Origin of the sequence: Roseococcus microcysteis (assembly GCF_014764365.1) — a bacterium.
In the GTDB taxonomy this organism is placed as follows: domain Bacteria; phylum Pseudomonadota; class Alphaproteobacteria; order Acetobacterales; family Acetobacteraceae; genus Roseococcus; species Roseococcus microcysteis.
Map to the genome: position 1 here is coordinate 583,685 of NZ_CP061718.1, position 24,538 is coordinate 608,222.

The window sequence follows — 24,538 nt, forward strand, 5'->3', positions numbered from 1 at the left end:
CGGACGCGTCAGAGCGGCGGGCCGGCCAGCCCCATCCAGTTCAGCACCCCCACCGGCTCGGCGCCCACCGGGCCGCCAAGGCCCCGTCCGGCGAAGCCCTGGTGGCGCTCCAATTCCTCGCGCAGCGCGGGCAGGGCCAGGGCCGCGCCCGGGCGGGGTCCCGGCTGGCGCAGACGTGCCAGCGCGTCGGGACGCACGCGCAGGAAGACCGGCGAATTCATGGCCTGCTGCACCGCCGCCGCGTCATTGGCCTGCAGGGCACGCGAGGCGGCCAGCAGTGCCTGCACCACCTGCTCGGGCGTCGCATCGGGTGAGATGGCCAGCGCCGCGCGGCTTTCATCCACCGCGCGTTGCAGGGCGAAGCGGTGCGAGGAGGGAAGATTCGCCAGCCGGTAGCCCGCCCGCGTCTCGCCTGAAAGCCATTCCAGCCGGGCGGCGGCATGCGCGGCCTCGACCGGGCGGTTGTCACGCGCCGTCTCGGGCGCGGTCGCATCGGCAATGGCGAGGTCCAGAATGGCGCTGAGCGGCGTCACCACCCGCCCATCCGACAATTCGGCCGCGGGTTCGGGCACGGCCGGGCGGCGCGCCTCGGCGCAGCCCGCCAGCAGCGCCGCCATGGCAAGGACGCCCAGCGCGCGCATCAGCGGTGGCGGCCCAGGCTTGAGACACTGCGGGGCACCTCGATCTGCCGGTCGAGCGACAGGCGGGCCATCTCGGCGGCGCGGGCCGTCTGCGGCAGGGGTGGCAGCGCGGCGAGGCGCCCCAGCGTGGCCTCGGGCCCGGCGGTGAAGGCGGGCGTGCTGAGCGCCGCCCCCGCCCTGCCCGGCTCATTGGCCGAAAGCGCCGCCTCGGCCGCCAGCAGGCCATCAATCACACCCTGCGCGGGCGCGGCCTCGGCGATACCCAGCGCTGCCCGCCATTCGCGGCGCGCGGCGAGAAGCTGCAGCTCCGTCATCCCGTCCAGCCGGATACTCATCAACTGGTCCTGCGGGAGGGCCACGGTGATGTATTCCATGTTGGCCAGGGCCCGCGCGGCCGCCGCCGGCCGGCCCTGAAGCTGGCCGGGCCGGGCGAAGGTGCCGCTGGCGGCGAAGACCGCGCCGCGCGTGGGGTCGCCCGCGCCCAGCAGATAGTTGCTGGGCATGGTCGCTGTTTCGGGTGGCGTGACGCCCGCGCAGGCGGCGAGCGCCACCGGCATGAGCATGATCAGGGCACGGCGCTTCGGGGTCATGGGCTGTGCGTCTCCGGTTCCAGGAGGGGGGCGAGCGAGGCACGGTGCCGCCCCGACAGCTCCACATAATGCTTCGCCGTCGTGTCGAAACCCGCGCGCTGCTCGACCGTGAGAACGCGGACCAGCTTCGCGGGGTTGCCCATCCAGAGTTCCAGCGCGCCGATGCGCTTGCCCGGCGGCAGGACCGACCCCGCGGCCAGCACGCCGCCCGCCTCCACCACCGCGTCATCCAGCACGGTGGCGCCCATGCCGACGAAGGCGCGGTCCTCCAGCTTGCAGGCGTGGATGATGGCGGCATGGCCCACCGTGACATCGGCGCCGATGATGGTGGACTGCCGTCCGGCATTCACATGGATGATGGTGCCGTCCTGGATATTGGTGCGCGGCCCGATGCGGATGACGTTCGTGTCACCGCGCAGCACGCAATGGTACCAGATATTGGCGCCGGCCCCGATCTCGACATCGCCGATGACGGCCGCGGTGGGCGCCACCCAGGCCTCGGGGTGCACCACCGGCAGCTTGCCTTCGAAGGGATAGAGGGGACCCATGCGCGTCACTCCGCCGCCTGTTGCGTGGCACCGGGCAGCGTGGTCTGCACCGCGATCCCCAGCATCAATCCGATATTCTGCACCGCCGCGCCCGAGGCGCCCTTGCCGAGGTTGTCGTAACGGGCCGTCAGCACCGCCTGGCCGCGCTTGGCATTGCCATGCACGCGCAGCTCGATGCCATTGGTGTTGTTCAGCGCCTGGGGTTCGAGCTTGGCGCCCGGCTCGGCCGGGACCACGCGCACATGCTCGGCGCCGGCATAGCGGGCGCGCAGCGCCTCCTCCAGCGCGGCCGGGTCCGGATTGCCGGGCAGCAGGTCGAGGTGCAGCGGGATGCTGTCGATCATGCCCTGGCGGAAATCCCCGACCGAGGGCACGAAGATGGGCCGGCGCGTCAGCCCGGCATGGAGCTGCAGCTCGGCCACATGCTTGTGCTCCAGCGTGAGGCCGTAGAGTTCGAAATCGGGCGCGGTGCGGGCCTCATAGGCCGCGATCATGGCGTTGCCGCCGCCGGAATAGCCCGAGACGGCGTTCACGCTGATGGGGAAGTCGGCCGGGATCAGCCCGGCCTCGACCAGGGGCCGCAGCAGCAGGATGGCGCCGGTGGGATAGCAGCCGGGGTTGGAGACGCGCGCGGCGGCGGCGATGCGGGCCGGCTGCTCGGGCGAGAGTTCGGCCAGGCCGTATTCCCAGTCGGCGGCAACGCGGTGGGCGGTGCTGGCGTCCAGCAGCTTGGGCGCGCGCTCGCCCAGCGAGGCGGCCAGCGCAGCACTCTCCCGCGCCGCGTCATCGGGCAGGCAGAGGACCACCAGGTCCACCTCCTCCATCATGGCGCGGCGGGCCTCGGGGTCCTTGCGGCGCTCGGGCGCGATGGAACGGACCGTGACATTGGACAGCAGTTCCAGGCGCTGGCGGATTTGCAGCCCGGTGGTGCCGGCCTCGCCGTCAATGAAGATGCTGGGGGTCATGGGGCTTTCCTCTGCGCCAAGTCTGGACCGGAAGGGGCGAATAAGAAAGGGGCGGACCCTGGTGGGCCCGCCCCTTTCGGAAGGTATGACAGCCGTTCGGGCCGGCGCTGACGCCGGGCCCGGCGGTCAGCGCTTGCTGAACTGGAAGGAACGTCGCGCCTTCATCTTGCCGTACTTCTTGCGCTCGACCGCACGCGGGTCGCGCGTCAGGAAGCCGGCCTTCTTCAGGATGCCGCGCAGTTCCGGCTCATAGTTGGTCAGCGCGCGGGAGATGCCGTGGCGCACCGCGCCGGCCTGGCCCGAGAGACCGCCGCCCACCACCGTCGCGATGACGTCGAAGGTCTGGTAGCGGTCGGCCACCAGGAAGGGCTGGGTGATCAGCATCCGCAGCACCGGGCGCGCGAAATACTTCGACGCCGGCTTGTCGTTGATGGTGATGACGCCCTTGCCCGGCTTGATCCAGACGCGCGCCACGCTCTCCTTGCGGGAGCCGGTGGCATAGGCGCGGCCCTGGGCGTCACGCTTCGGCTCGCGCTTCACGGCCTCGGCGGCGCCTTCGGCGGCCGGGGTGCCCTGGACGAGGCTCTTGAGGTCGGCGAGGGAATTCGCCGTGGTCTGCTCGCTCATCTGGGTCAGGCCTTCTGCGCGCCAGGCGCGACATTCTTGCGGTTCATGGCCGCGACATCGAGGGCCACGGGCGACTGGCCGGCATGGGGATGCTCGGTGCCGGCGTAGATGTGCAGGTTCTTCATCTGCTTCCGGCCGAGCGGACCACGGGTGATCATGCGCTCCACGGCCTTCTCGACCACGCGCTCGGGGTAGCGGCTTTCGAGGCGCTGGCGCAGGCTGCGGCCCTTCACGCCACCGGCATAGCCGGTGTGCCAGTAGAAGAATTCCTGCTCGGCCTTGTTGCCGGTCAGCCGCACCTTGTCGGCATTGATGATGACGACATGGTCGCCACAATCCACATGCGGGGTGAATTGCGGCTTGTGCTTGCCGCGAAGCCGGTTGGCGACGATGGACGCGAGGCGGCCGAGAATGAGGCCGTCGGCGTCAATCACCCACCAGCCCTTCTGGACCTCCGCCGGCTTCAGCGAGCGGGTCTGTGTGCTGAGCATGATCTACCCTGGAATTGAAAAACCGACGCTCATGTGCCCCAGGTGGCGCGCGAGGTCAAGCGCGGACTGGGTTTTTCGTGCGTGGTATCATCATACCGGATTGCGCGGCAATTTCTTGCTTTTCCCCCGCCCGGCTTGGCAGGCTGCGTCACAACCAGAAGAATCCCTGGAGGAAACACGCATGTCCATCACCCGCCGCGCGGCGCTCGCCGCGCCACTGCTCGCGGCCCCCTTCATCCCGGCCCGCGCGCAGTCGGGCGTCACTTCCGTCGTCATTCCCTATGCGGCGGGCGGCGCCTCGGACGTGGTGGGGCGCATCGTGACCGAGGGCCTGGCGCAACGCCTGGGCGGCACCTTCATCATGGACCACAAGCCCGGCGCCTCCACCACCATCGCCGCCCGGCACGTGGCCCGCGCCCAGCCCGATGGGCGCACCCTGCTGCTGGCCACCGTGGTCACCATGGCCATGGCGCCGCTCGCCATCCGCGAGCCCGGCTATGACCCGGTGCGCGACTTCACGCACATGACCGCGGTCTGCACCACCGAGGCCTGGCTGGTGGCGAATGAGCGCTGGGGCAGCCTGGAAGCGCTTTTCGCCGCCGCCCGCCAGCGCCCGGGCCAGCTCAGCTACGCGAGCTGGGGTGTGGGGACCACGGCCCACCTGCCCATGGTCGAGCTGACGGCGCGGGCGGGGGTCGAGATGCTGCACGTGCCCTTCAACGGCGCCCCTGCGGCGCTGACCGAAGTGATCTCCGGCCGGGTGGACTGCATGATCGTCCTGGTCGCGGCCTCGCGCGGGCAGGTGGAGGCGGGACGGGTGCGCGTGCTGGGCGCGGCCAACAAGGAGCGCATCGCGGCCTATCCCGACATCCCGACCGTCGCCGAACAGGGCTTCGCGGGCTTTGGCGGGGGCGCCTGGTATTCGCTGCACGGCCCGCGCGGCATGCAGCCCGAGCAGGCGCGCCGGATCACCCAGGCCGCGATCGAGAGCTTCAGCACGCCGGAGGCCATCGCCTTCATGCGAAGCCGCGGCCTCGCCCCCGACGAGTTCGGCACGGAGGCGCTGGTCGCCCGCATCCCGCGCGAGCTGGAGCAGAACCGCGAATTGATGAGCCGCGCGGGCATCACCCCCGGCGCCTGACCTTCGCAAGACGCGCCAGGCCATGCGGCGTTACACCTGCGGGACACCACCCAAGGGAGATGCCGCATGTTCAGCCACGTCACCTTCGGCACCAATGACCTCGCGCGGGCCGCCGCCTTCTACGATCCGCTGATGACGCGCCTGGGCTTCCGGCGCATCGACAGCGACCCCGCCCATGGCCTCATTGGCTATGGCACCCACCCCGAGGCCACGCCGCAATTCTACCTGATGAAGCCCTTCAACGGCGAAGCGGCGACCATCGGCAATGGCGCCATGGCCGCCTTCGAGGCGCAGGACCGCGCGACGGTGGATGCATTCCACCGCATCGCCCTCGAACAGGGCGGGCATTGCGAGGGGCCCCCGGGGCTTCGCCCGCACTACCATCCCGACTACTACGGGACCTATGTCCGCGACGCGGACGGGAACAAGCTGTGCTGCGTGTGCCACCGCCCCGCCTGAGGGGCATGAGGGAATGACCATGGAAGAGAAGAAGGGGCTGGCCCGGAACGCGGCCAATTACGGAGACCGGGAATTCGCGCTGTATCTGCGCCGCTCCTTCGCCAAGTCCATGGGCTATTCACGCGACGCGCTGGCGCGGCCGGTGGTGGGGATCGCCGACACGGGCAGCGACCTCAACAATTGCCACCGCACCGCCCCCGAGCTCATCGAGGCGGTGAAGCGCGGCGTGCTGATGGCGGGCGGGCTGCCGATGAGCTTTCCCACCGTCAGCCTGTGCGAGCCCTATCTGAACCCCTGTTCCATGCACTACCGCAACCTCATGGCGCTCGACACCGAGGCGATGATCTCGGCCCAGCCCATGGATGCGGTGGTGCTGGTGGGCGGCTGCGACAAGACGGTGCCGGCCCAGCTCATGGCCGCGGCCAGCGCGGGCGTGCCGGCCGTGCAGCTCGTCACGGGGCCGATGAGCGCCAACCGTTTCCAGGGCGAGCGCCTGGCCGCCTGCACCGATTGCCGCCGCTACTGGGCCCGCTACCGCGCGGGCGAGGTGGATGAGGCGCGCATCGAGGAGGTGGAGGGCGCGCTCGCCACCACCGCCGGCACCTGCGGCGTGATGGGCACGGCCAGCACCATGGCCTGCATCGCCGCCGTGTTGGGCTTCATGCCGCTGGAGGGGGCCAGCATCCCGGCCGTCCATGCCGACCGGCTGCGCATCGCGGAGGAGGCGGGCGCCCAGGCCGTGCGGCTGATCCACAAGCCCGTGGCGCCCACGGCGCTGCTGACGCCGCAATCCATCGAGAACGCGCTGCGCGTCCTGCTGGCGCTGGGCGGGTCCACCAATGCGCTGGTGCATCTGGCGGCCATCGCGGGCCGGGCGGGGGTGGCCATCGACTACCACCGGCTGAACGAACTCTCCGACACCACGCCCGTGCTGGTGGACCTGAAGCCCACCGGCGAGGGCTACATGGAGGATTTCCACTTCGCCGGCGGCATGAAGGCGCTGCTGCACGAGCTGCGTGACCTGCTGCACCTGGATTGCCCCGACCTCGACGGTGTCACGCTGGGCGAGCGGCTGGGCGCGGGCCCGGCCTATGTGGACCGCACCTACATCAAGGCGCGGGAGAACCCGGTCTCGCCGGTGGGCGGGCTGGTGGCATTGCACGGTTCGCTGGCGCCGGAGGGGGCCATCCTGAAGCGTTCCGCCGCCACCCCTGCCCTCTTCGAGACCGAGGCGCGCTGCCTGGTCTTCGACGGGCTGGAGGATCTGGCGGCCCGCATCGACGACCCCGCGCTGGACGTGGAGCCGGGCGACATCATGATCCTGAAGGGCGCCGGGCCGCTGTCCAGCGCCGGCATGCCCGAGGCCGGCTACCTGCCCATCCCGAAGAAGCTGGCCCGACAGGGCGTGAAGGACATGGTGCGGATGAGCGATTGCCGCATGTCCGGGACCGCCTTCGGCACGGTGGTGCTGCACATCGCGCCCGAGGCGGTGGCTGGCGGGCCGCTCGCGCTGGTGGAAACCGGCGACCGCGTGCGGCTTTCGGTGGAGAAGCGCAGCCTCGACCTGCTGGTGGACGAGGCGACGCTGGCCGCCCGCCGCGCCCGCTGGACCCCGCCCAAGGTGCCGAAGCGCGGCTGGGACGCGCTGGTGCGGCGCGAGGTGACCCAGGCGCCGCAGGGGGCCGATCTGCGCTTCCTGCTGCCGGAGGGGCAATAGCGCGCCTCCGCTTCGGGGCGCTGAGCCACGGCGAAACCGCGTGCGACGCATGTCGCGCGCGCTGTAGCCGGCAACCAAGGGCCAGGGTTAGGCTTTCCTTCAGGTGACGGGCTGCCGACTCCATCCGGGGTCGCAGAACGGCCCGCGCCCGGAGGAAAATTGCCATGTCGCGGCACCTGTTCGCGGCCGTACTGCTGCCATGCCTGGCGGCGGCGCCGGCCCATGCCGACCCGTTCCAGCCCTGCACCGTGACACTGTTCACGGCCCAGCCCCGCAGCGGCGAGGAGGCGCTGACCGAGGCGCGCCGTCAGATCGCCGCCCATCGCTGCGCCCCCGGCGACCCGCTGGTGGTGGTGGGCACGGGGTTCCAGCCCATGCTGCTCGCCGCCTCCTTGTGCCGGCGCGGGGCCTCGGTGCAAATCAGCGACATGCCCGACACCGAGGACCACACCCGCCAGGTGGATTGCGAACTGCCCGCACGGAGCACCCGCTGACGCTCGCCCTCATCGGGGCCAGCGGGCGGTCGGGGCGGGCGCTGGCCGCCGCCCTGCGCGAAGCGGGCCTGCCCTTCCGGCCCGTGCTGCGCGACGCCCTGAAGTGGACGGGGCCGGAGACGCCCGCCCTCGCGGACCTCACCGACCCGGTGGCATTGGCCGCCGCATTGGCGGGGGCGGAGGTGGTGGTCTCCACCGCCCATGCGCGCCACGCGCCCGCCATCCTGGCCGCGGCGCCCCCGGGGGCCGCCTTCATCCTGATGGGGTCCACCCGCCGCTTCTCGCGCTGGCCGGATGATCATGGGGATGGCGTGCGGGCGGGCGAGGCGGCCTTCCTCGCCTCCGGCCGGCCTGGCGTCATGCTGCACCCCACCATGATCTATGGCGCGGAGGGCGAGGACAATGTGCAGCGCCTGGCCGCCCTGATGCGCCGCCTGCCCGTGCTGCCCCTGCCGCAGGGCGGGCGGGCGCTGGTGCAGCCCATCCATCAGGGGGATGTCACCGCCTGCCTGCTGGCGGCCATAGGGCGCGCGCGCGGCCTGGCGGGCGCGCTGGTCATCGCGGGGCCCGAAGCGCTGCCCTATCGCGAATTCTGCGCCGCCGTGGCCCGCGCGGCGGGAATGGCACCCCGCCCTGTCTTGCCCATCCCGGCCTCGGCGCTGATGGCCTTCGCCCCCCTCACCCGCGCCCTGCCCTTCCTGCCCCGCATCGGCCGCGACGAAATCCGCCGCCTGACCGAGGACAAGGCCTTCGACATCGCGCCGATGCGCGCCACACTGGGCATTGCGCCACGCCCCCTTGCCGCCGGGCTCAAACAGACGTTTTGATGGGGCAAAGTCGGAGTCTCCGCCCCATGCCCGTCCTCAACCGCATCGCCGAGTTCCACCCCGAGATGACGGAGTGGCGCCAGGATTTCCACCGCCACCCCGAGCTCGGCTTCGAGGAGGTCCGCACCAGCGGCATCGTGGCCAGCAAGCTGCGGGAGTTCGGCTGCGACGAGGTCATCACCGGTATCGCCAAGACCGGCGTGGTGGGCGTGATCCATGGCGCGAAGGGCAAGGGCGGCCGCGCCATCGGTCTGCGCGCCGATATGGACGCCCTGCCCATCCATGAGGCGACGGGCTTGCCCCACGCCTCCACCATCCCCGGCAAGATGCACGCCTGCGGCCATGACGGGCACACGGCCATGCTGCTGGGCGCCGCCAAATACCTGGCCGAGACCCGCAACTTCGACGGCACCGTCTATGTCATCTTCCAGCCGGCGGAAGAGGGTGGCGGAGGGGGCGGCGTGATGGTCGAGGAAGGCCTCTTCACACGCTTCCCGATGGAGCGCGTCTTCGGCCTGCACAACTGGCCGGGCGCCCCCGCGGGCAGCTTCCTCTGGCGCGAAGGTCCGGTCATGGCGGCCGTGGCGGGGCTGGAGATCACCGTCACGGGCAAGGGTGGGCATGGCGCCCTCCCCTTCCAGACGGTGGACCCCATCGTGGCGTCCGCCGCCATCATCCAGGCCTTGCAGACCATCGTGGCGCGCAACATGGACGCGGCCGATGCGGGCGTCATCACCATCGGCAGCATCCACGCGGGTGAGGCCGGCAACGTCATCCCCGAGGTGGTGAAGATGACGGGCACCGCCCGCTGGTTCCTCCCCGAGGTGGGCGACCTGCTGGAGCGCCGCTTCAAGGAGATCGTGACCGGCGTGGCCGCCAGCCTCGGCGCCACGGCGGAGCCCGTCTTCCGCCGCGCCTACCCGGCCACGATCAACGAGGGCGACAGCACGCGCCTCGCCGTCCGCGCCGCCGAGACCATCGCGGGTGCCGCCGCCGTCCAGCACATGGACAAGCCCACCATGGGCGCGGAGGACTTCGCCTTCATGCTGGAGGCCAAGGCCGGCAGCTACCTCATGCTGGGCGGCGGGCGCGGGGCCAATGACGCCTCGGTCCACCACCCCATGTATGACTTCAACGACGAGATCCTTCCCATCGGCGCCTCCTGGTGGTCCACCCTCGCCGAGCAGCTGCTGCCCCGTGAGTGAGACGCGGACCCCGACCCGGACGGAACTCTTCCTGGGCTATGCGAAGATGGGGCTGCTGGGCTTCGGCGGTGTCGCCGCCTGGTCGCGCCACGTCATCGTCGAGGAACGCCGCTGGCTGACCGAGCGCGAATACGCCGAAATCCTGGGTATGGGGCAGATCCTGCCCGGGCCCAATGTGGGCAATGCCTCGGTGATGATCGGGCGCCGCTTCCATGGGCTGGTGGGCGCGCTGCTGGCCACCTCGGGCCTCTATATCGGGCCGCTGACGGTGCTGATGGGCCTGGCCCTTCTCTATGACAACTTCGCCGAGGCGCCCGGCGTCGCCTCCTTCATGCATGGCATCGCCGCCGCGGCCGCCGGCATGGTGATCGCGACCGCGCTCAAGATGGGGCAGAATTTGCGCCCGCCGCCGGAACTCATCGCCATTGGCATCACGGCGCTGGTGGCGGCCGCCTTCCTGCGCCTGCCGCTGCTGCTGATCGTGTTCAGCCTGGCGCCCATCGGCATCTGGCTTTCCATCCGCCGGGCCTACCGGGAGGCGCCCGCGAAATGAGCCTGCTGCTGCAGATCTTCCTGGCCTTCGCCACCCTCTCCCTCGTGGCCGTGGGCGGCGCCACCGCCGTGCTGCCGGAGATGCACCGCCTGCTGGTGGTCGTCCATGGCTGGATGGATGACGCGACCTTCACCCAACTCTTCGCCCTGGCCCAGGCGGCACCCGGCCCAAACATCCTCGCCGCCTCGCTGATGGGGTGGAACATCGCGGGCCTGGGCGGCCTGGCCATGGCGACGCTGGGCATGCTGCTGCCGGCGGCGGTGCTGGCCTGGTATGTGGCCGGGGCCACCCACCGCCTGCGCGGGGCGCGCTGGCTCAAGCCCGCGCAGTTCGGCCTGGTGCCCATCGCCGTCGGCCTCATCGGCGCCTCGGGCATCACCCTCGCCCGCGCCGCCACGACCGGATGGCTGACCTGGGTGATCCTCGCCATCTCCTTCGTCTTCGTGTGGCGGACGAAATACTCCCCCCTCTGGGTCCTCGCCGGCGGCGGCGCGCTGGGGGTGGCGCTGCTGTAGGGCGCGCGGCGGGGGACGCTGTCCCCCGCACCCCCTGCCAGAGGCCGAGGGCCTCTGGACACCCATTCGATTGTTGGGGTTTTCGGGAGGGGGCATGTCGTGCCCTCGATCAAGGGCGCGCGTGTGACGCCCCCTCCCGCAAACCCCAAAACTGACGGTTTCCAAAGGCCATGGCCTTTGGCAGGTGGGGTGTGGGGAGGACAGCGTCCTCCCCACGGCGCCCCTTCAGCTGCCCACCTTCAGCGTGCTGGTCAGGCCGCGCAGGCAGGCCAGGATGGAGAGGGGGGTGATCTTGCCGGTGCGGGGGTTTTCCTCGCTGGGCACGTTCTCGATGGTCATGGTCAGGCGGGCCGAGGCGGCGTCCACGCGGATGGTGTGGGTGTTGCGGGTGACGTGCGGGTCGGCCCAGATCTCGATCATGGTCTTCTGCGGGCCGATGCCGGCCAGGGCCAGCGCGGCGGCGACGTTGACGTTGGCGGGGAAGCCCTGGGCGGCGTCGAAGGCGTTGCCCTTGAAGACGAGCTTCTTCTCATCGGTCACGGCCAGCACGTCGATCTTGTGCTGTTCGAGATAGGGCGCGCCGACCAGGCCGCGCGGCGGCTTGCGCGTCTCGATGGTGACGGAGGCGACATCGCCCTCGGCGGCCGCGCGCACGGCGTCGAGGCCGAGCAGCGCGCCGGTGGGGACGATGATCCGCGCGCCGGTCTTCCGCGCTTCCTCGACCAGGTGCATGCGCGGCAGCAGCGCCCCGCAGGAGGAGGGCACGAAGATGCGCCCCTTGGCGATGGCGGCGGTCGCCACCTCCTCGAAGATGGAGGCGGGGGCGGCTTCGACCACGATATCGGCCTCGGCGAGGCCGGCGAGGTCGGTGATCGCGGGCATCTTGCGGAAGCCGGCCAGGTTGGCGCACGCCTTGTCGTGGTCGCGCGCGGCGACGGAATGCAGGCTCAGCCCCTCCACCCCCGCGTCCAGCGCGCGGGCAAGGTGCAGGCCAATGGCGCCGAGACCGGCGATGCCGACGGTGAGGGTGCGGGACATGGGCGGGTTCCTCCGGCGGATGTGTCGCCGGGGTTGATGCCCGCCCATCGCTTCGCCCGCAAGGGCGGGAAGGCCGCGCCGGCAAGGGCGGGAGGTCAGTCCTCCTTGAAGCCGTAGGCCGGGATGCCCTGCTCGTTGCCGTAGTATTTGTAGGGCAGGAACTTGCCGGTCATCTCGATCTTCACGCGGTCGCCCTTCTCATGGGCCATGCGCTCGAAGTGGAAGTCGAAGTCGATGGCGGACATGATGCCGTCGCCGAACTCCTCCTCGATCAGCGCCTTCCAGGCCGGGCCGTTCACCATCACCATCTCGTAGAAGCGGTAGATCAGCGGGTCGGTGGGGGGCATCTGCGTGCCGCGATAGGGCACCTCGTTCAGCATCCGTTCCTCGACCTCCGACAGGCCGAAGAGCTTGGCGGCCTTGGCGGCGAGCGGCTTCACGAGCTTCATCTGGCCCAGAAGCGCGCCGACGATGAGGGTGGGCGACATGCCGCCGATCTCCTCGCAGATATACTTCCAGGTCCAGTTCTTCTCGCGCTTGATGTCGAGCAGCTTCTCGGTCAGGTCGGCACGGGTCATGTTTCTGCCCTCAAACGCCGGGCGCGCGCTGCGCGCGCTGGGCTTTCGGCGCGCGGCGGTCGCGCCTGTTGCGATGTCCCTTGGGCGCCGCCGGCCGCGCTGCGGCCGGATTCCTCGGGGGTGTCTTGGTTCGGGCCAGCTAGACCGCCGCCGGCACCACCACCGGCGGCCGCCGCGCATCCCAGCCCTCGGGCGGCTTGCCCGCCAGCGTGCGGCTGCGCGTGATCAGGAAGTCCATGATGTGGTCGCGCAGCGGGTGGTAGCCTGGCATGTGGTGCAGGTTGGCGCGCGCCCGCGGCCGCGGCAGCGTGTTCTGCACCACCTCCGCCACCCGCGCCTCGGGCCCGTTGGTCATCAGCAGGATGCGGTCCGCCAGCAGGATGGCCTCGTCCACGTCATGCGTGATCATGAAGGCGGTCTGCCCGGCCTCGGTGACGAGGCGTGACACCTCCTCCTGCAGCGTGCCGCGCGTCAGCGCGTCCAGCGCGCTGAAGGGCTCGTCCATCAGCAGCAGCTTGGGGTTCACGGCCAGGGCGCGCGCGATGCCCACGCGCTGCTTCATGCCGCCCGAAAGCTGCGCGGGCTTGCGCTCCGCCGCCTGGGTCAGTCCCACGCGGGCCAGCGCCGCGCGCGCCGCATCGCGCACCCCTGCCTTGTCCCAACTGGGATTGCGGCAGGAGACGGCGAAGGCCACGTTCTCCAACGCCGAGAGCCAGGGCATCAGCGCATGGCCCTGGAAGATCACCGCGCGGTCGAGCGAGGGCCCGCTGATCTCCCGCCCATCCACCAGCACGCCGCCCTCATCGGGCACGTCGAGCCCGGCCAGGATGTTCAGGATGGTCGTCTTGCCGCAGCCCGAATGGCCGACCAGGCAGACGAACTCCCCCCGGTCCACATGGAACCAGAGGTCCTGGAAGACGGTGAGCCCCGGGAAACGCCGCGCGATCCCCTCGATGCTGACCAGGCGCTGCGCCCCGCCCATGCCCGTCATCGCGTTCATTCCTGCCACGCCACCGCGCGCGCCACGAGGCCAAGCGCGCGGTCCAGCAGCAGCCCCACCAGCCCGATCATCAGGATCGCGATGACAATGTCGGCGATGCTCAAATTGTTCCACTGGTTCCACACCCAGTAGCCGATGCCCGTGCCGCCCACGAGCATCTCCGCCGCCACGATCACCAGCCAGGCGATGCCGATGGAAATGCGCATCCCCGTCAGGATGGTGGGCGCGGCCGCGGGCAGGATCACGCGCATGGCCGTGCGCCAGCGCCCGGCCTCCAGCGTGCGCGCCACGTTCAGCCACTCCTTCCGCACGCTCGCCACGCCGAAGGCCGTGTTCAGCAGCATGGGCCAGATGGAGCAGATGAAGATGACGAAGATGGACGAGATGTTGCTGTCCTTGATGGTGTAGAGCGCAAGCGGCATCCAGGCGAGCGGCGAGACCGGCCGCAGCACCTGGATGAACGGGTTCAGCGCCGCATTCAGCAGCGGCGACATGCCGATGACGAAGCCCAGCGGAATGGCGATGGCCGCCGCCAGCAGAAAGCCCGCCATGACGCGCCAGAGCGACCACGCGATCTGGATGCCGATGCCCTGGTCATTGGTGCCGCGCTGGTGGAAGGGGTCGCGCAGCAGCTCGATCAGCCGCGCGCCGATGTCGGACGGCGCGGGCATGGCCGTCTGCCCGCCCGCCGCCGCGGCGGGGCTGAGCAGCGCGGCCAGCTCGGGGTCCACGGCCGGGCCACCCGGCCCGCCGCCCCCTTTCACCGCCCATTCCCAGGCGCCCAGCAGCACCGCCAGCAGCAGCACGGACAGCAGCGCCGCGCGCCAGCCCTCCCCCTTCGCGGCCATGGCTCAGTTCCGGCGGATGGCGAAGCTCGCCATATAGGCCTCGGGCTGGCGCGGGTCGAAGCTGCGGCCGAGGATGGTCTCGGTGCGCATCGGACTCTCGGGCACGGGCAGGCCCAGATCGCGCATGGCACGGCCGGCATCGAGTGCGAGGAAGGTCTGTTCCGCCACCGCCGCCCAGTCCACGTCGCGCTGCAACTGGTTCCAGCGGCGCATCTGCGTCAGGATCCAGACGGCCATGGAATGCCAGGGATAGGGGTCGAAGCCGATGCGCTGCGGCACGCGCTGCACCCCGCCCAGCCCGTCGGCGAAGGTGCCGGTCAGCACCTGCTGCACCACCGTCAGCGGCTGGTTGAGGTAGTTGGGCCCATGGATGGCCTGCGCCACCGCCACGCGGTTGGCGGGGTCATTGGAATGGGCAGTCGCCTCCACGATCGCGCGCAGCAGCGCCGCATAGGTGTTGGGCGTGTCCGTGATCATGCTGCGCGGCACGGCGAAGGCGCAGCAGGGGTGGCCGTCCCACAGCTCGCGCGTCAGGATGTGGATGAAGCCCACCCCGTCGAAGACCGCGCGCTGGTTGAAGGGGTCGGGGCCCAGGAAGCCGTCAATGTTGTCGGCGCGCAGATTGGCGACCATCTCCGGCGGCGGCACGGAGCGGATCTGGATGTCGCGGTCGGGGTCGAGGCCCGCCTCCGCCACATAGGCGCGCAGCAGGTAGTTGTGGATGGAGAAGTCGAAGGGCACGGCGAAGCGGAAGCCGCGCCAGTCGCGCGGGTTGCGCTTGTCGCGGTGCTTGTTGGCGAGGGTGATGGCCTGGCCGTTGATGTTCTCGATGGCGGCCACGGCGAAGGGGATGGGGTTGGCCACGCCCACGCCCAGCGACATCGCCACCGGCATGGGGGCCAGCATATGCGCCGCGTCATATTCGCGCGCGATGGCGCGGTCGCGGATCACGGCCCAGCCGGCGGTGCGGATCACCTCCACATTGAGCCCGTGGCGGCGGTAGAAGCCCATCGGGTCCGCCATGATGATGGGCGTCGCGCAGGTGATGGGGATGAAGCCGATCTTGAGGTCGCGCTTCTCGGGCGCCGCGGCCGGTTGGGCCAGCGCCTCGCGCACATTGCCCAGCGGCAGCACGCCTTCCAGCGCCGACAGCAGCGTGCCCGCGCCGAAGAGGGAGAGCAGCCCGCGCCGTGTCGCCGCATTGGGGAAGGCCGCGCGCAACGCCGCCTCGTTCACCACGCGCCCCATCTCGCCCGTGCCGTCGGGCGGGGCCTCGGGGGCGCAGGCGAAGGCGGCCGGGTGGCCCACCCCGCAGGCGCAGACATCAAGGACAGGGTCGCGGCGGAACATGCGGGCCATGGAGACTCCCTGGGCTGGTCTCCATGAGATTGGTGGGTGTGCGTGCCGCAAGAGCGGGCGGCAAGGGCGAAATCTCCAAGCCCCGCCGCCATTCTGCATCATTTCAGGGCAGAGTTGGTAACGCCTGCCCAATCCAGACCCGTCACACCACCGGGCTGCGACCCCCATCCACATTGATGGCGGTGCCGGTGATGTAGCCGCCCTGCTCGCTCGCCAGCAGCAGCGCGAGGGAGGCGAACTCCTCCGGCTTGCCGATTCGGCCCAGCGGCACGACGCGGCCCTGCTCCTCCTTCCATTCCTCCCAGGTGATGTTGCGCTTGTCGGCCGCGTGGCGGCGCACCCACTGGTCGCTCTCGATGATGCCGACCAGCATGGCGTTCACCAGGATATTGTCCGGCGCGTATTCATTCGCCAGCGCCTTGGTCAGCGCCATGCCCGCGGCGCGCGACACGCTGGTGGGGGTGGAGGTGGCCAGCGGCGCCTTGGCCCCGATGTTCAGCACATTGATGATGCGGCCCCATTTGCGCTGACGCATGCCCGGCAGCACGGCGCGGCAAAAGCGCACCGCCGCCATAAGTTTCAGGTCCAGGTCGTCCTGCCAGAGCGCGTCGCTGATATCGAGGAAGGGCCCGCGCTGCGAGGTGCCGGCATTGTTCACCAGGATGTCGATGGGCCCGATGGCGGCCTCGGCCTCGGCGTGCAGGCGCACGCATTCGGCGGCCTCGCGGATATCGCCCGCGATGGCGGCCACCTTCGCGGTCGGCGCGGCGGCCTCGATCTCGGCCTTGGCGGCGGCCAGCGCCTCGGCGCCGCGGGCCACCAGCGCCACATGCCCGCCCGCGCGGGCGAAGGCCAGGCCCATGGCGAGCCCCAGCCCCTTCGAGCCCCCGGTGATGAGCGCGCGTCGGCCCTCGATGGAAATCTGCATGGCATGTCCTCCCGTTGCGTGGGCGCGATGGTGGCGGGGCCGGGGGCGCGCGTGAAGCCACCCCTCGCCCACCTCTCCCCCTTGGGCGCGCCAAGGCCTAAACAGGGTGCATGTTCGACCCCTCGGGACGCCGCGTCCTCGTTCTCGGCGATGTGATGCTGGACCGCTTCGTCTATGGCGCGGCGGGGCGCCTCTCGCCCGAGGCGCCGGTGCCGGTGGTGCGCCTGTCCGAACGCCGCGCCATGGCGGGCGGGGCGGGCAATGTCGCGCGCAACATCCAGGCCCTGGGCGGCGAGGTGCTTCTGTTGGCCGCCATCGGCGCCGATGCGGCGGGGGAGGAGCTGGCCGCGCTGCTCGGCCCCGCCGCGCGGCTGCTGCGCGTCCCCGGGCGCATGACGCCCGTGAAGCTGCGCGTCATCGCCGGCCGCCAGCAGGTGGTGCGGGTGGATGAGGAGGAGGCCGCGCCGCTCATGGACGCCGCCCCCCTGCTGGACGCCCTCCCCGCCGCGCTGGACGGCGCCCAGGCCGTGGTGCTGTCCGACTACGCCAAGGGCACCCTGCCCCCCGCCGTGATCGCGGCCGCCATCGCCGGCGCCCGCGCGCGCGGCATCCCCGTGCTGGCCGACCCCAAGGGGCGGGACTTCGCGCGCTATGCCGGGGTGGATGTGCTCACACCCAATGCCGGGGAGTTGGCCGAGGCGGCGGGCCTACCCGTCGCCACCGATGCCGAATGCGAAGCGGCGGCACGCCACCTGCTCACGCGGATCGAGGCCCGCGCCATCCTCGCCACCCGCAGCGAGAAGGGCATGATGCTGGTGCCGCGCGACACCCCCGCCACCCTCATCCCCGCCATGGCGCGCGAGGTCTTCGACGTCTCCGGCGCGGGCGACACGGTCATCGCGACCCTGGCGCTGGGCGTCGCCAGCGGGTTGTCGCTGGAGGCCGCTATGCGCGCGGCCAATGCGGCCGCGGGCGTGGTGGTGGGCAAGCTCGGCACCGCCACCTGCTCCCTGGCCGAGCTGGAAGCGGCGCTGCGCGAGGGTGACGGCACGCTGCTCACCTGGCCCGAGGCCGCGCGGCAGGTGCGCGCCTGGCAGGCCCAGGGGCTGCGGGTGGGCTTCGCCAATGGCTGCTTCGACCTGCTGCATGCCGGTCATGTCGGCCTGCTGCGCGCGGCCCGCGGCCATTGCGACCGGCTGGTGGTGGCGCTGAACGACGACGCCTCGGTGGCGCGGCTGAAAGGCCCCTCGCGCCCCATCAACACGCTCGCCGACCGCGCCACGGTCATCGGCGCCCTGGCCGCCGTGGACGCGGTGGTGGGCTTCGCCGAGGACACGCCGCTGGAAGCCATCCTCGCCCTGCGGCCGGACGTGCTGTTCAAGGGCCAGGACTACCGCATCGAGGAGGTGGTGGGCGCGCCGGAGATCGCCTCCTGGGGCGGGCGGACGGTGCTGCTGGAATTGCTGCCGGGCCGCTCCACCACCGGCATGGTCGAGAGGATGCGGTCATGATCCGTGCGGTGCTTCTGCTGCTGGCCTTCGCCTTGCCCGCCCAGGCGCAGGCGCCGCGCAGCAATGCCTGGGCCGAGGTGGCCGGCCCGACCGCCGGCACCGCGCGCTCCATCGGGGGCGCCTCGCTGGGCTGCCTCGCGGGCGGGGTGCAGCTTCCGCTGGAGGGCGTGGGCTACCAGGCGGTGCGCGTCTCGCGGAATCGGCATTGGGGCCACCCCATCACCATCCGCTTCGTGCAGGATTTCGCGGCCGAGGCGCAGCGGCGCGGCCTGCCCGACCTCTGGATCGGCGACCTGGCGCAGCCGCGCGGCGGGCCCATGCCCTGGGGCCATGTGAGCCACCAGACCGGCCTCGACGTGGACATTTGGCTCGATTTGCTGCCCAAGCCCCCGCAGCCGCGCGCGGCGCGGGAGGAGATCCGCATCACCTCGCTCGTGCTGCCCGACCAGTCGGGCGTGGACCCGCGCCACTTCACCGCCCGCCACGCGGCGCTGATCCGGCAGGCGGCGGAACATCCGGGCGTGGACCGCGTCATCGTGAACCATGGCATCAAGCGCAGCCTCTGCGCCGCCCATCGCGGCGAGGCCTGGCTGCGGCGCGTGCGCCCCTGGCGCGGGCATGACAGCCACATGCACATCCGCCTGCGCTGCGCCCCGGGCGATGCCGCCTGCCAGGAGGCGCCCCCCATCCCGGCCGGCGATGGCTGCGATGCGAGCCTCGACTGGTGGCTGAGCGAGGAGGCCCGCCGCCCGCCGCGCCCCCCTGCCCGCCCCGGCCCGCCGCCCGCCCTGCCCGCCGCCTGCGCGGGGCTGCTGCGCGCGCCCTGAACCCTCGTCTGGCGCGTCGTTCCGGGCTATCGCTCCGCGCATGATCCCCTTCCCCGAGATCGACCCCGTGGCCCTGCAGATCGGGCCCATCGCCATCCGATGGTATGCGCTGGCCTATATCGTCGGCATCGTCATCGCCTGGCGCGTGGCGCGGCGGCTGGTGGAGGCCGCGCCCGCCGCCGGCACGGCGCGGCAGATGGATGATTTCGTCACCTGGGCCACGCTGGGCATCATCCTGGGCGGGCGGCTGGTCTATGTGCTGGTCTACCGGCCGGCCTACTACCTCCAGAACCCGCTGGAGATCGTGATGATCACCGAGGGGGGCATGGCCTTCCATGGCGGGGCGTTGGGCGTCATCGTGGCCGCGCTGCTGTTCTGCCGCAGCGAGAAGCTGAACCCCCTGGCTTTCGGCGACCGCGTGGCGGTGGTCGTGCCGATCGGCCTTTTCCTCGGGCGGATCGCCAACTTCGTGAATGGCGAGCTCTGGGGGCGCCCGTCCCATGTGCCATGGGCCATGATCTTCCCGCGTGACCCGCTGCAACTGCCACGTCACCCGAGCCAGCTTTACCAGGCGGGGCTGGAAGGGATCGCCCTCTTCGCGCTGATGCTGGCGCTGTGGTCGGTGCGCTCCAACCGCGCGCGGCCCGGCATGCTGACCGGCGCGCTGATCGCGGGCTATGGCGTGGCGCGCAGCGTGGGCGAGCTGTTCCGCCAGCCCGACGCCAATCTGGGCTTCCTGCTGGCGGGCGCGACGATGGGGCAATTGCTGTCGCTGCCGATGATCCTGGTGGGCGTCTTCCTCATGCTCCGCGCGCGCCGCGCGGGCTGACATGGCCCAGGGCATGGAACGCCTGGACGCCTTCATGGCCCGTGCCGGCGCCGCCTACTACGCGCGCCGCGCCGCGCTGGGGCGCGACTTCACCACGGCGCCCGAGATGAGCCAGGCCTTCGGCGAATGCCTGGGCCTGTGGTGTGCCGTCACCTGGCAGGCCATGGGCGCGCCGCCGCGTGTGGTGCTGGCCGAACTCGGCCCCGGGCGCGGCACGCTGATGGCCGATGCGCTGCGGGCGGTGCGCGAGATGGTGCCCGCCTTCGCCGCCGCGCTGGATCTGCACCTGGTCGAGTCCTCGCCCCTGCTGCGGGCGGCGCAGGCGGAGCGGCTTTCCGCGACGTGGCATGACAGCGCCGACACCCTGCCCCCCGGCCCCATGATCCTCCTGGCCAATGAGTTCTTCGACGCCCTGCCCATCCGCCAATTCGTGCGAAGGGGCGCGGGCTGGACGGAGCGCTTCGTGGCCGATGGCGCCTTCGTGGAACAGCCGGCCGAGGACCAGGGCGAGGCGCCCGAAGGCGCGGTGCGCGAGGTCTGCGAGGCCGGTTCCGCCGTGGCCAAGAGCCTCGCCGCGCGGCTGGCGCGCGAGGGCGGGGCCGCGCTGATCCTGGACTATGGCCCGGCCGAATCCGGCCTGGGCGACACGCTCCAGGCGCTGCGCGACAACGCCGCCGCCGACCCCCTGGCCGAGCCTGGCAGCGTGGACATCACCGCCCATGTGGATTTCGCGGCCCTCGCCGCCGCGGGGCGCGGCGCCGGGGCGTCCACCCATGGCCCGATCCCGATGGGTGTCTTCCTGCAACGCCTCGGGCTCATGGCGCGCTCGGCCATGCTGGCGCGGGCGGCACCGGCCCAGGCGGGGGCCATCCTGGCCGCCGCGCAGCGCCTCGTGGCGCCCGAGGGCATGGGGCGGCTGTTCAAGGCGCTGGCCCTGGCGCACCCTGCCCTTCCCACTCCGGCAGGCTTCGAGAACTGAATGGCCGAATACCTGACCCATGGCGCGCTCACGGCCCGGCACGGCTTCTTCACCCGGCGCGGCGGCGTCTCGGGGGGCGGCTATGCCTCGCTGAATTGCGGGCTGCGCGGCGATGACGACCCGGCCAATGTCGCGGAGAACCGGGCGCGGGCCACGGCGGCGCTGGGGGCGGAGCGGCTTGTCTCGCTCCGCCAGGTCCATGGCCCGGCGGTGGTGGAGGCCGAACCCGGCTGGGCCACCCTGCCCGAGGCCGATGCGCTGGTGACCAACCGACCGGGCCTGGCGCTCGGCATCATCACCGCCGATTGCGCGCCCGTGCTTTTCCACGACCCCGTGGCCGGCGTGGCCGGCGCCGCCCATGCGGGCTGGCGCGGCGCGGTGGCGGGCGTGCTGGAAGCGACCGTGGAGGCCATGGTGAAGCTGGGCGCCGAGCCGGCGCGCATCATCGCCGTCATCGGCCCCTGCATCGCCCAGCCGAGCTATGAGGTGCGGGCCGATTTGCGGGATGCGGTGGGCGATGCGCGCTTCTTCGCCCCCGGCCGCGACGCGGCGCATTTCCAGTTCGACCTGGCCGGCTATTGCGCCCATCGCCTTTCGGGCATCGGCGCGGCGCTGGTGCTGGGGGTGGACACGCTGGCCGATGAGGCGCGCTTCTTCAGCCACCGCCGCCGCACATTGGCCGGCGGCGGACCCCTTGGACATCAGCTTTCCGCCATCATGCTATGACCCTGCCATGCCCTACATGATCATCTTCCTCGCCCTGCTGCTGCTGACCGCGATGGTCTCCTGTGTCATCGCGTAGCCTCCTGCTGGCCGCGCTGGCGCTGCTGGTCGCGGCCTGCGGGATCGAGCCGCGACCGCCGCATTGGGGCAATCCGGGCGGGGCGGCGCCCTGGCTGTCGCGGCCGCTGGCTGTCCGCATCGCCATCCCGCCGCCCGAGGCCGCGCTGATGCCCTCCGCCGATGCCGCGCGGCTGGCCGAGGCGGTCAGCAACGCGCTGCAGGCCGGTGACGTGCCGGCCACCGCCACGACGCCCCTGCCGCTCGACTGGCGCCTCGTCATCCTGGCCGAGAACCAGGGCGGCACGGTGCGCCCCATCTACCGGCTGCTGGACGCCGATGGGCGCCCGCAGGGCAGCGTGGGCGGCAATCTGGTGCCCGTCGCGGCCTGGGCGGCGGCCGAGCAGCCCACCCTCGATGCCGTGGCCTCCGATGCGGGGGCGAAGGTCGCGCAGCTCATCCTGGGCATCCAGGCCGCGCGCGCCTCGGCCTCGCCCGCCGCCCTGGCCGCCGGCCCCGAGCGGGTGCGCCTGCTGCCCGCCACCGGCGCGCCCGGCGACGGCAACCAGGCGCTGACGGCCAGGCTGCGCGAATTTCTCTCCGCCCAGGGCTATGTGGTGCAGGACATCGCAGATGGCGCGGCTTTCGCCGTGACCGCCGAGGTCAGTGTCGTCCCCGCCCCCGCGCCGCGCACCGAGCGCGTGGAGATCCAATGGATCGTCTCGCGCCGCGACGGGCATGAGCTGGGGCGCGTGCTGCAATTGAACGAGGTGCCGGCCGGGCGGCTGAATGGATTCTGGGGCGACATCGCCTTCGCCGCCGCGCAGGAGGCCGCCGGCGGCGTGCAGCAGGTGATTCGCAACGCGGCCAACCCGTGACGCCACATGCCAGGGCTGCCGTGGCGTGAAGTTTACAGCGCGATGCCCTGCGGCTATCCCTGCCGCGCACGAAACAAGGGGTGAACTGGCCCGATGAAGATCGTCGCCTGCAACAGCAATCGCCCCCTGGCCCAGGCGGTCGCGGATGCGCTGGGCATCCCGCTGACCAACGCCTCGGTGCGGCGCTTCGCCGACATGGAGGTCTTCGTGGAGATCCACGAGAACATCCGCGGCGAGGATGTCTTCGTGATCCAGTCCACCAGCTATCCGGCCAATGACCACCTGATGGAGCTGCTGATCACGCTGGACGCGCTGCGGCGTTCGTCCGCGCGGCGCGTGACGGCCGTGGTGCCCTATTTCGGCTATGCCCGGCAGGACCGGAAGAGCAGCCCGCGCTCGCCCATTTCGGCCAAGCTGGTGGCGAACCTCATCACCCAGGCGGGTGCCGACCGCGTGCTGACGATGGACCTGCATGCCGGGCAGATCCAGGGCTTCTTCGACATCCCGGTGGACAACCTCTATGCCGCGCCGCTCTTCGCGCGCGACATCCAGGACCGCTACGCCGGCCGCGAGCTGATGGTGGTCAGCCCCGATGTGGGCGGCGTGGTGCGCGCGCGCGCCATCGCGCAGCGGCTCAACACCGACCTCGCCATCATCGACAAGCGCCGGCCGCAGGCGGGCGTCTCCGAAGTGATGAACGTGATCGGCGACGTGTCGGGCCGCGACTGCATCGTGATCGATGATATCATCGACAGCGGCGGCACCCATTGCAACGCGGCCGAGGCGCTGATCAAGAACGGGGCGCGCAGCGTCTCCGTCTATGTCACGCATGGCGTCTTCTCGGGCGGCGCGGTGGCGCGGGTGGCGCAGGCCCCCATCGAATCCATGGCCGTGACCGACACCATCGCGGCGACCGATGCGGTGCGGAACTCCAACAATATCCGCCAGCTTCCCATCGCGCCCCTGCTGGCCGAGGCCATGCGGCGCATCAGCGAGGAGAGTTCCGTCTCCTCGCTGTTCTGCTGAGGGCGCGCATGGCGTTGAACCCCATCCCCTTCTGGTTCCTCCGCCATGGCGAGACGGACTGGAACGCCGAGGGCCGCAGCCAGGGCCGCACCGACATCCCGCTGAACCATGTGGGCGAGATGCAGGCGCGCCGCGCCGCTCGGACGCTGCTGGGCCAGAAGATCACGACCATCGTGGCCTCGCCCCTGTCGCGCGCCCGCGTCACCGCCGAGACGGTGGCCGCGGCGCTGGGCCTTCCCATCCAGCTCGACCCCGAGCTGGAGGAGGTGAATTTCGGCGAGCAGGAAGGCCAGTTGATGGGCGACTGGTATGATGGCTGGATCGCGGGCGACTACACCCCCGCGGGTGCGGAGAGCTTCGCGGAACTCCGCGCCCGGACCGTGCGCGCCATCAACCGCGCCACCGCCCTGCCCGGCCCCGTGCTGGTGGTGGCCCATGGCGCGCTGTGGCGCGCCTTCCGCCACGAGGCGGGGATGACGGCCAATATCCGCACGCCCAACGCTCTGCCCCTTTGGGCCGCGCCGGGCACGCCCTGGACGCTGACGCCGCTGGAGCTCGCGCCGGAGGAATAACTCTCATTCTTTGGCTGACCAAGCGCTTCCCTGACTCGTTAGATCGACTGATACTGGGACGTGAGCGCATTAGGTAGCGGTCCCATGGATACGTCATTTCGCAGCAGGGCTTCATTTGGACGTCGAATTGAGTACTGGATTATTGGCCAGATGCTCAAACATCGCCTTGATGTTTACGTTCCACTTGTTGACGATTTCGGAATAGATGCCATTATCCGGAAGTCGGACGGAACTTTTATTGAAGTTCAGATCAAAGCGCGCTCCGAAAATGTCAGATACGGAAGCGCGGCACGCTTTTCGGCCATCTCACATCCTGAAAAGCGCGACAATTATTTTTTCATATTTTACTCGGAAATATTAAAATCGACTTGGATTCTTTCATCCGAGGAATTTATAGATGAAGCAAGACAAAATAAGTCGGGGAAAAATCAAGGAAAGCGCTCTATAGTATTTGGGCTTACCCGAAATCAGGGCAGCACAGGCGGACATAGAGAAGTAAAAAATACCAAGTTCGATAAGTATCTCGACGACAATTTTTCTCGATTTCGTGAAGCTGGTGCCGTAGTAATGCCGGAGACGCCGAGTCAAAATGACGAAATATAATTACATTAA

The 24,538-nt window shown here is 70.8% G+C and carries 29 protein-coding genes; 17 read left to right on the forward strand and 12 right to left on the reverse strand.

The features are described from left to right. Window positions 1-8: 8 nt before the first annotated feature. The 6 genes from ICW72_RS02700 to rplM all read right to left on the reverse strand — a co-directional run bounded on the left by ICW72_RS02700 (window position 9) and on the right by rplM (window position 3,862). Window positions 9-641 (reverse strand): hypothetical protein, encoded by a 633-nt coding sequence (locus ICW72_RS02700; protein WP_191084820.1) that lies wholly within the window; start codon window positions 639-641, stop codon window positions 9-11. Further along, the gene (locus ICW72_RS02705) at window positions 641-1,231 is read right to left on the reverse strand and encodes a hypothetical protein (RefSeq protein ID WP_191084821.1); all 591 of its coding nucleotides are present in this window, start codon (window positions 1,229-1,231) and stop codon (window positions 641-643) included. Before ICW72_RS02705 ends, ICW72_RS02700 begins: the two co-directional genes overlap by 1 nt. Continuing rightward, on the reverse strand, window positions 1,228-1,779 hold the full coding sequence (locus ICW72_RS02710) for a gamma carbonic anhydrase family protein (RefSeq protein ID WP_191084822.1): 552 nt from the start codon (window positions 1,777-1,779) through the stop codon (window positions 1,228-1,230). The genes ICW72_RS02705 and ICW72_RS02710 overlap by 4 nt, the downstream gene beginning before the upstream one ends. Window positions 1,780-1,784: 5 nt before the next feature. Next, window positions 1,785-2,744: an N-acetyl-gamma-glutamyl-phosphate reductase gene (argC, locus tag ICW72_RS02715; protein ID WP_191084823.1), complete on the reverse strand. Its 960-nt coding sequence runs from the start codon at window positions 2,742-2,744 to the stop codon at window positions 1,785-1,787. A gap of 126 nt (window positions 2,745-2,870) precedes the next feature. Next, window positions 2,871-3,371 carry a 30S ribosomal protein S9 gene (gene rpsI / locus ICW72_RS02720; protein ID WP_191084824.1) on the reverse strand — a complete coding sequence of 167 codons (501 nt, stop codon included), beginning with the start codon at window positions 3,369-3,371 and terminating at the stop codon, window positions 2,871-2,873. Window positions 3,372-3,376: 5 nt separating this feature from the next. After that, window positions 3,377-3,862 carry a 50S ribosomal protein L13 gene (gene rplM, locus ICW72_RS02725; protein ID WP_191084825.1) on the reverse strand — a complete coding sequence of 162 codons (486 nt, stop codon included), beginning with the start codon at window positions 3,860-3,862 and terminating at the stop codon, window positions 3,377-3,379. A 181-nt stretch (window positions 3,863-4,043) separates the two neighbouring features. On the opposite strand from rplM, the gene ICW72_RS02730 reads away from it, so the two are divergent. From ICW72_RS02730 to ICW72_RS02760, 8 genes are all read left to right on the forward strand, one after another. Next, window positions 4,044-5,003, forward strand: a complete 960-nt coding sequence (locus ICW72_RS02730) for a tripartite tricarboxylate transporter substrate binding protein (protein ID WP_191084826.1) — start codon at window positions 4,044-4,046, stop codon at window positions 5,001-5,003. Between the two features lie 66 nt (window positions 5,004-5,069). Further along, entirely contained in the window at window positions 5,070-5,462 is a 393-nt protein-coding gene (locus ICW72_RS02735) for a VOC family protein (protein WP_191084827.1), read from the forward strand. A 19-nt stretch (window positions 5,463-5,481) separates the two neighbouring features. Further along, window positions 5,482-7,179, forward strand: coding sequence for a dihydroxy-acid dehydratase (locus ICW72_RS02740; protein ID WP_223880775.1), 1,698 nt, complete (start codon window positions 5,482-5,484; stop codon window positions 7,177-7,179). Between the two features lie 164 nt (window positions 7,180-7,343). Beyond that, the gene (locus ICW72_RS20515; RefSeq protein WP_223880776.1) at window positions 7,344-7,673 is read left to right on the forward strand and encodes a hypothetical protein; all 330 of its coding nucleotides are present in this window, start codon (window positions 7,344-7,346) and stop codon (window positions 7,671-7,673) included. Beyond that, entirely contained in the window at window positions 7,643-8,500 is an 858-nt protein-coding gene (locus tag ICW72_RS02745; protein WP_223880777.1) for an NAD(P)H-binding protein, read from the forward strand. The genes ICW72_RS20515 and ICW72_RS02745 overlap by 31 nt, the downstream gene beginning before the upstream one ends. A 26-nt stretch (window positions 8,501-8,526) precedes the next feature. After that, on the forward strand, window positions 8,527-9,705 hold the full coding sequence (locus ICW72_RS02750) for a M20 aminoacylase family protein (RefSeq protein ID WP_191084830.1): 1,179 nt from the start codon (window positions 8,527-8,529) through the stop codon (window positions 9,703-9,705). Then, window positions 9,698-10,258: a chromate transporter gene (locus ICW72_RS02755; protein WP_191084831.1), complete on the forward strand. Its 561-nt coding sequence runs from the start codon at window positions 9,698-9,700 to the stop codon at window positions 10,256-10,258. Before ICW72_RS02750 ends, ICW72_RS02755 begins: the two co-directional genes overlap by 8 nt. Then, the gene (locus tag ICW72_RS02760; protein WP_191084832.1) at window positions 10,255-10,773 is read left to right on the forward strand and encodes a chromate transporter; all 519 of its coding nucleotides are present in this window, start codon (window positions 10,255-10,257) and stop codon (window positions 10,771-10,773) included. Before ICW72_RS02755 ends, ICW72_RS02760 begins: the two co-directional genes overlap by 4 nt. A 225-nt stretch (window positions 10,774-10,998) precedes the next feature. On the opposite strand, the gene ICW72_RS02765 is transcribed toward ICW72_RS02760, so the two are convergent. The 6 genes from ICW72_RS02765 to ICW72_RS02790 form a co-directional block, all read right to left on the reverse strand. Further along, the gene (locus tag ICW72_RS02765) at window positions 10,999-11,811 is read right to left on the reverse strand and encodes an aspartate dehydrogenase (protein ID WP_191084833.1); all 813 of its coding nucleotides are present in this window, start codon (window positions 11,809-11,811) and stop codon (window positions 10,999-11,001) included. A 95-nt stretch (window positions 11,812-11,906) separates the two neighbouring features. Further along, complete coding sequence (gene cynS, locus ICW72_RS02770) at window positions 11,907-12,389, reverse strand: cyanase (RefSeq protein WP_191084834.1); 483 nt, start codon at window positions 12,387-12,389, stop codon at window positions 11,907-11,909. A gap of 139 nt (window positions 12,390-12,528) precedes the next feature. Then, the gene (locus ICW72_RS02775; protein WP_223880778.1) at window positions 12,529-13,389 is read right to left on the reverse strand and encodes an ABC transporter ATP-binding protein; all 861 of its coding nucleotides are present in this window, start codon (window positions 13,387-13,389) and stop codon (window positions 12,529-12,531) included. Next, a complete protein-coding gene (gene ntrB / locus ICW72_RS02780; RefSeq protein ID WP_191084835.1) occupies window positions 13,386-14,237 on the reverse strand; it encodes a nitrate ABC transporter permease in 852 nt (283 codons plus the stop codon). Before ntrB ends, ICW72_RS02775 begins: the two co-directional genes overlap by 4 nt. A 3-nt stretch (window positions 14,238-14,240) precedes the next feature. Continuing rightward, window positions 14,241-15,596 carry a CmpA/NrtA family ABC transporter substrate-binding protein gene (locus ICW72_RS02785; RefSeq protein WP_223880779.1) on the reverse strand — a complete coding sequence of 452 codons (1,356 nt, stop codon included), beginning with the start codon at window positions 15,594-15,596 and terminating at the stop codon, window positions 14,241-14,243. 142 nt (window positions 15,597-15,738) lie between these two features. Continuing rightward, a complete protein-coding gene (locus tag ICW72_RS02790) occupies window positions 15,739-16,524 on the reverse strand; it encodes an SDR family NAD(P)-dependent oxidoreductase (protein WP_191084836.1) in 786 nt (261 codons plus the stop codon). A gap of 110 nt (window positions 16,525-16,634) precedes the next feature. Here ICW72_RS02790 and rfaE1 point away from each other — a divergent pair, with 110 nt between their 5' ends. The 9 genes from rfaE1 (at window position 16,635) to ICW72_RS02835 (ending at window position 24,529) form a co-directional block, all read left to right on the forward strand. Next, window positions 16,635-18,035: a D-glycero-beta-D-manno-heptose-7-phosphate kinase gene (rfaE1, locus tag ICW72_RS02795; RefSeq protein ID WP_191084837.1), complete on the forward strand. Its 1,401-nt coding sequence runs from the start codon at window positions 16,635-16,637 to the stop codon at window positions 18,033-18,035. Continuing rightward, window positions 18,032-18,862 carry a penicillin-insensitive murein endopeptidase gene (gene mepA / locus ICW72_RS02800; protein WP_191084838.1) on the forward strand — a complete coding sequence of 277 codons (831 nt, stop codon included), beginning with the start codon at window positions 18,032-18,034 and terminating at the stop codon, window positions 18,860-18,862. Before rfaE1 ends, mepA begins: the two co-directional genes overlap by 4 nt. A 40-nt stretch (window positions 18,863-18,902) precedes the next feature. Further along, window positions 18,903-19,691, forward strand: a complete 789-nt coding sequence (gene lgt, locus ICW72_RS02805) for a prolipoprotein diacylglyceryl transferase (protein WP_191084839.1) — start codon at window positions 18,903-18,905, stop codon at window positions 19,689-19,691. A 13-nt stretch (window positions 19,692-19,704) separates the two neighbouring features. Continuing rightward, window positions 19,705-20,670 carry a class I SAM-dependent methyltransferase gene (locus ICW72_RS02810; protein WP_223880780.1) on the forward strand — a complete coding sequence of 322 codons (966 nt, stop codon included), beginning with the start codon at window positions 19,705-19,707 and terminating at the stop codon, window positions 20,668-20,670. Then, window positions 20,671-21,396, forward strand: coding sequence for a peptidoglycan editing factor PgeF (pgeF, locus tag ICW72_RS02815; protein WP_191084841.1), 726 nt, complete (start codon window positions 20,671-20,673; stop codon window positions 21,394-21,396). Between the two features lie 62 nt (window positions 21,397-21,458). Beyond that, complete coding sequence (locus ICW72_RS02820; RefSeq protein WP_191084842.1) at window positions 21,459-22,328, forward strand: hypothetical protein; 870 nt, start codon at window positions 21,459-21,461, stop codon at window positions 22,326-22,328. A 93-nt stretch (window positions 22,329-22,421) separates the two neighbouring features. After that, on the forward strand, window positions 22,422-23,354 hold the full coding sequence (locus ICW72_RS02825) for a ribose-phosphate pyrophosphokinase (protein WP_191084843.1): 933 nt from the start codon (window positions 22,422-22,424) through the stop codon (window positions 23,352-23,354). 8 nt (window positions 23,355-23,362) lie between these two features. Then, on the forward strand, window positions 23,363-23,926 hold the full coding sequence (locus tag ICW72_RS02830) for a histidine phosphatase family protein (protein WP_191084844.1): 564 nt from the start codon (window positions 23,363-23,365) through the stop codon (window positions 23,924-23,926). Between the two features lie 60 nt (window positions 23,927-23,986). Continuing rightward, window positions 23,987-24,529: a PDDEXK-like family protein gene (locus ICW72_RS02835; protein ID WP_223880781.1), complete on the forward strand. Its 543-nt coding sequence runs from the start codon at window positions 23,987-23,989 to the stop codon at window positions 24,527-24,529. Window positions 24,530-24,538 lie beyond the last annotated feature (9 nt).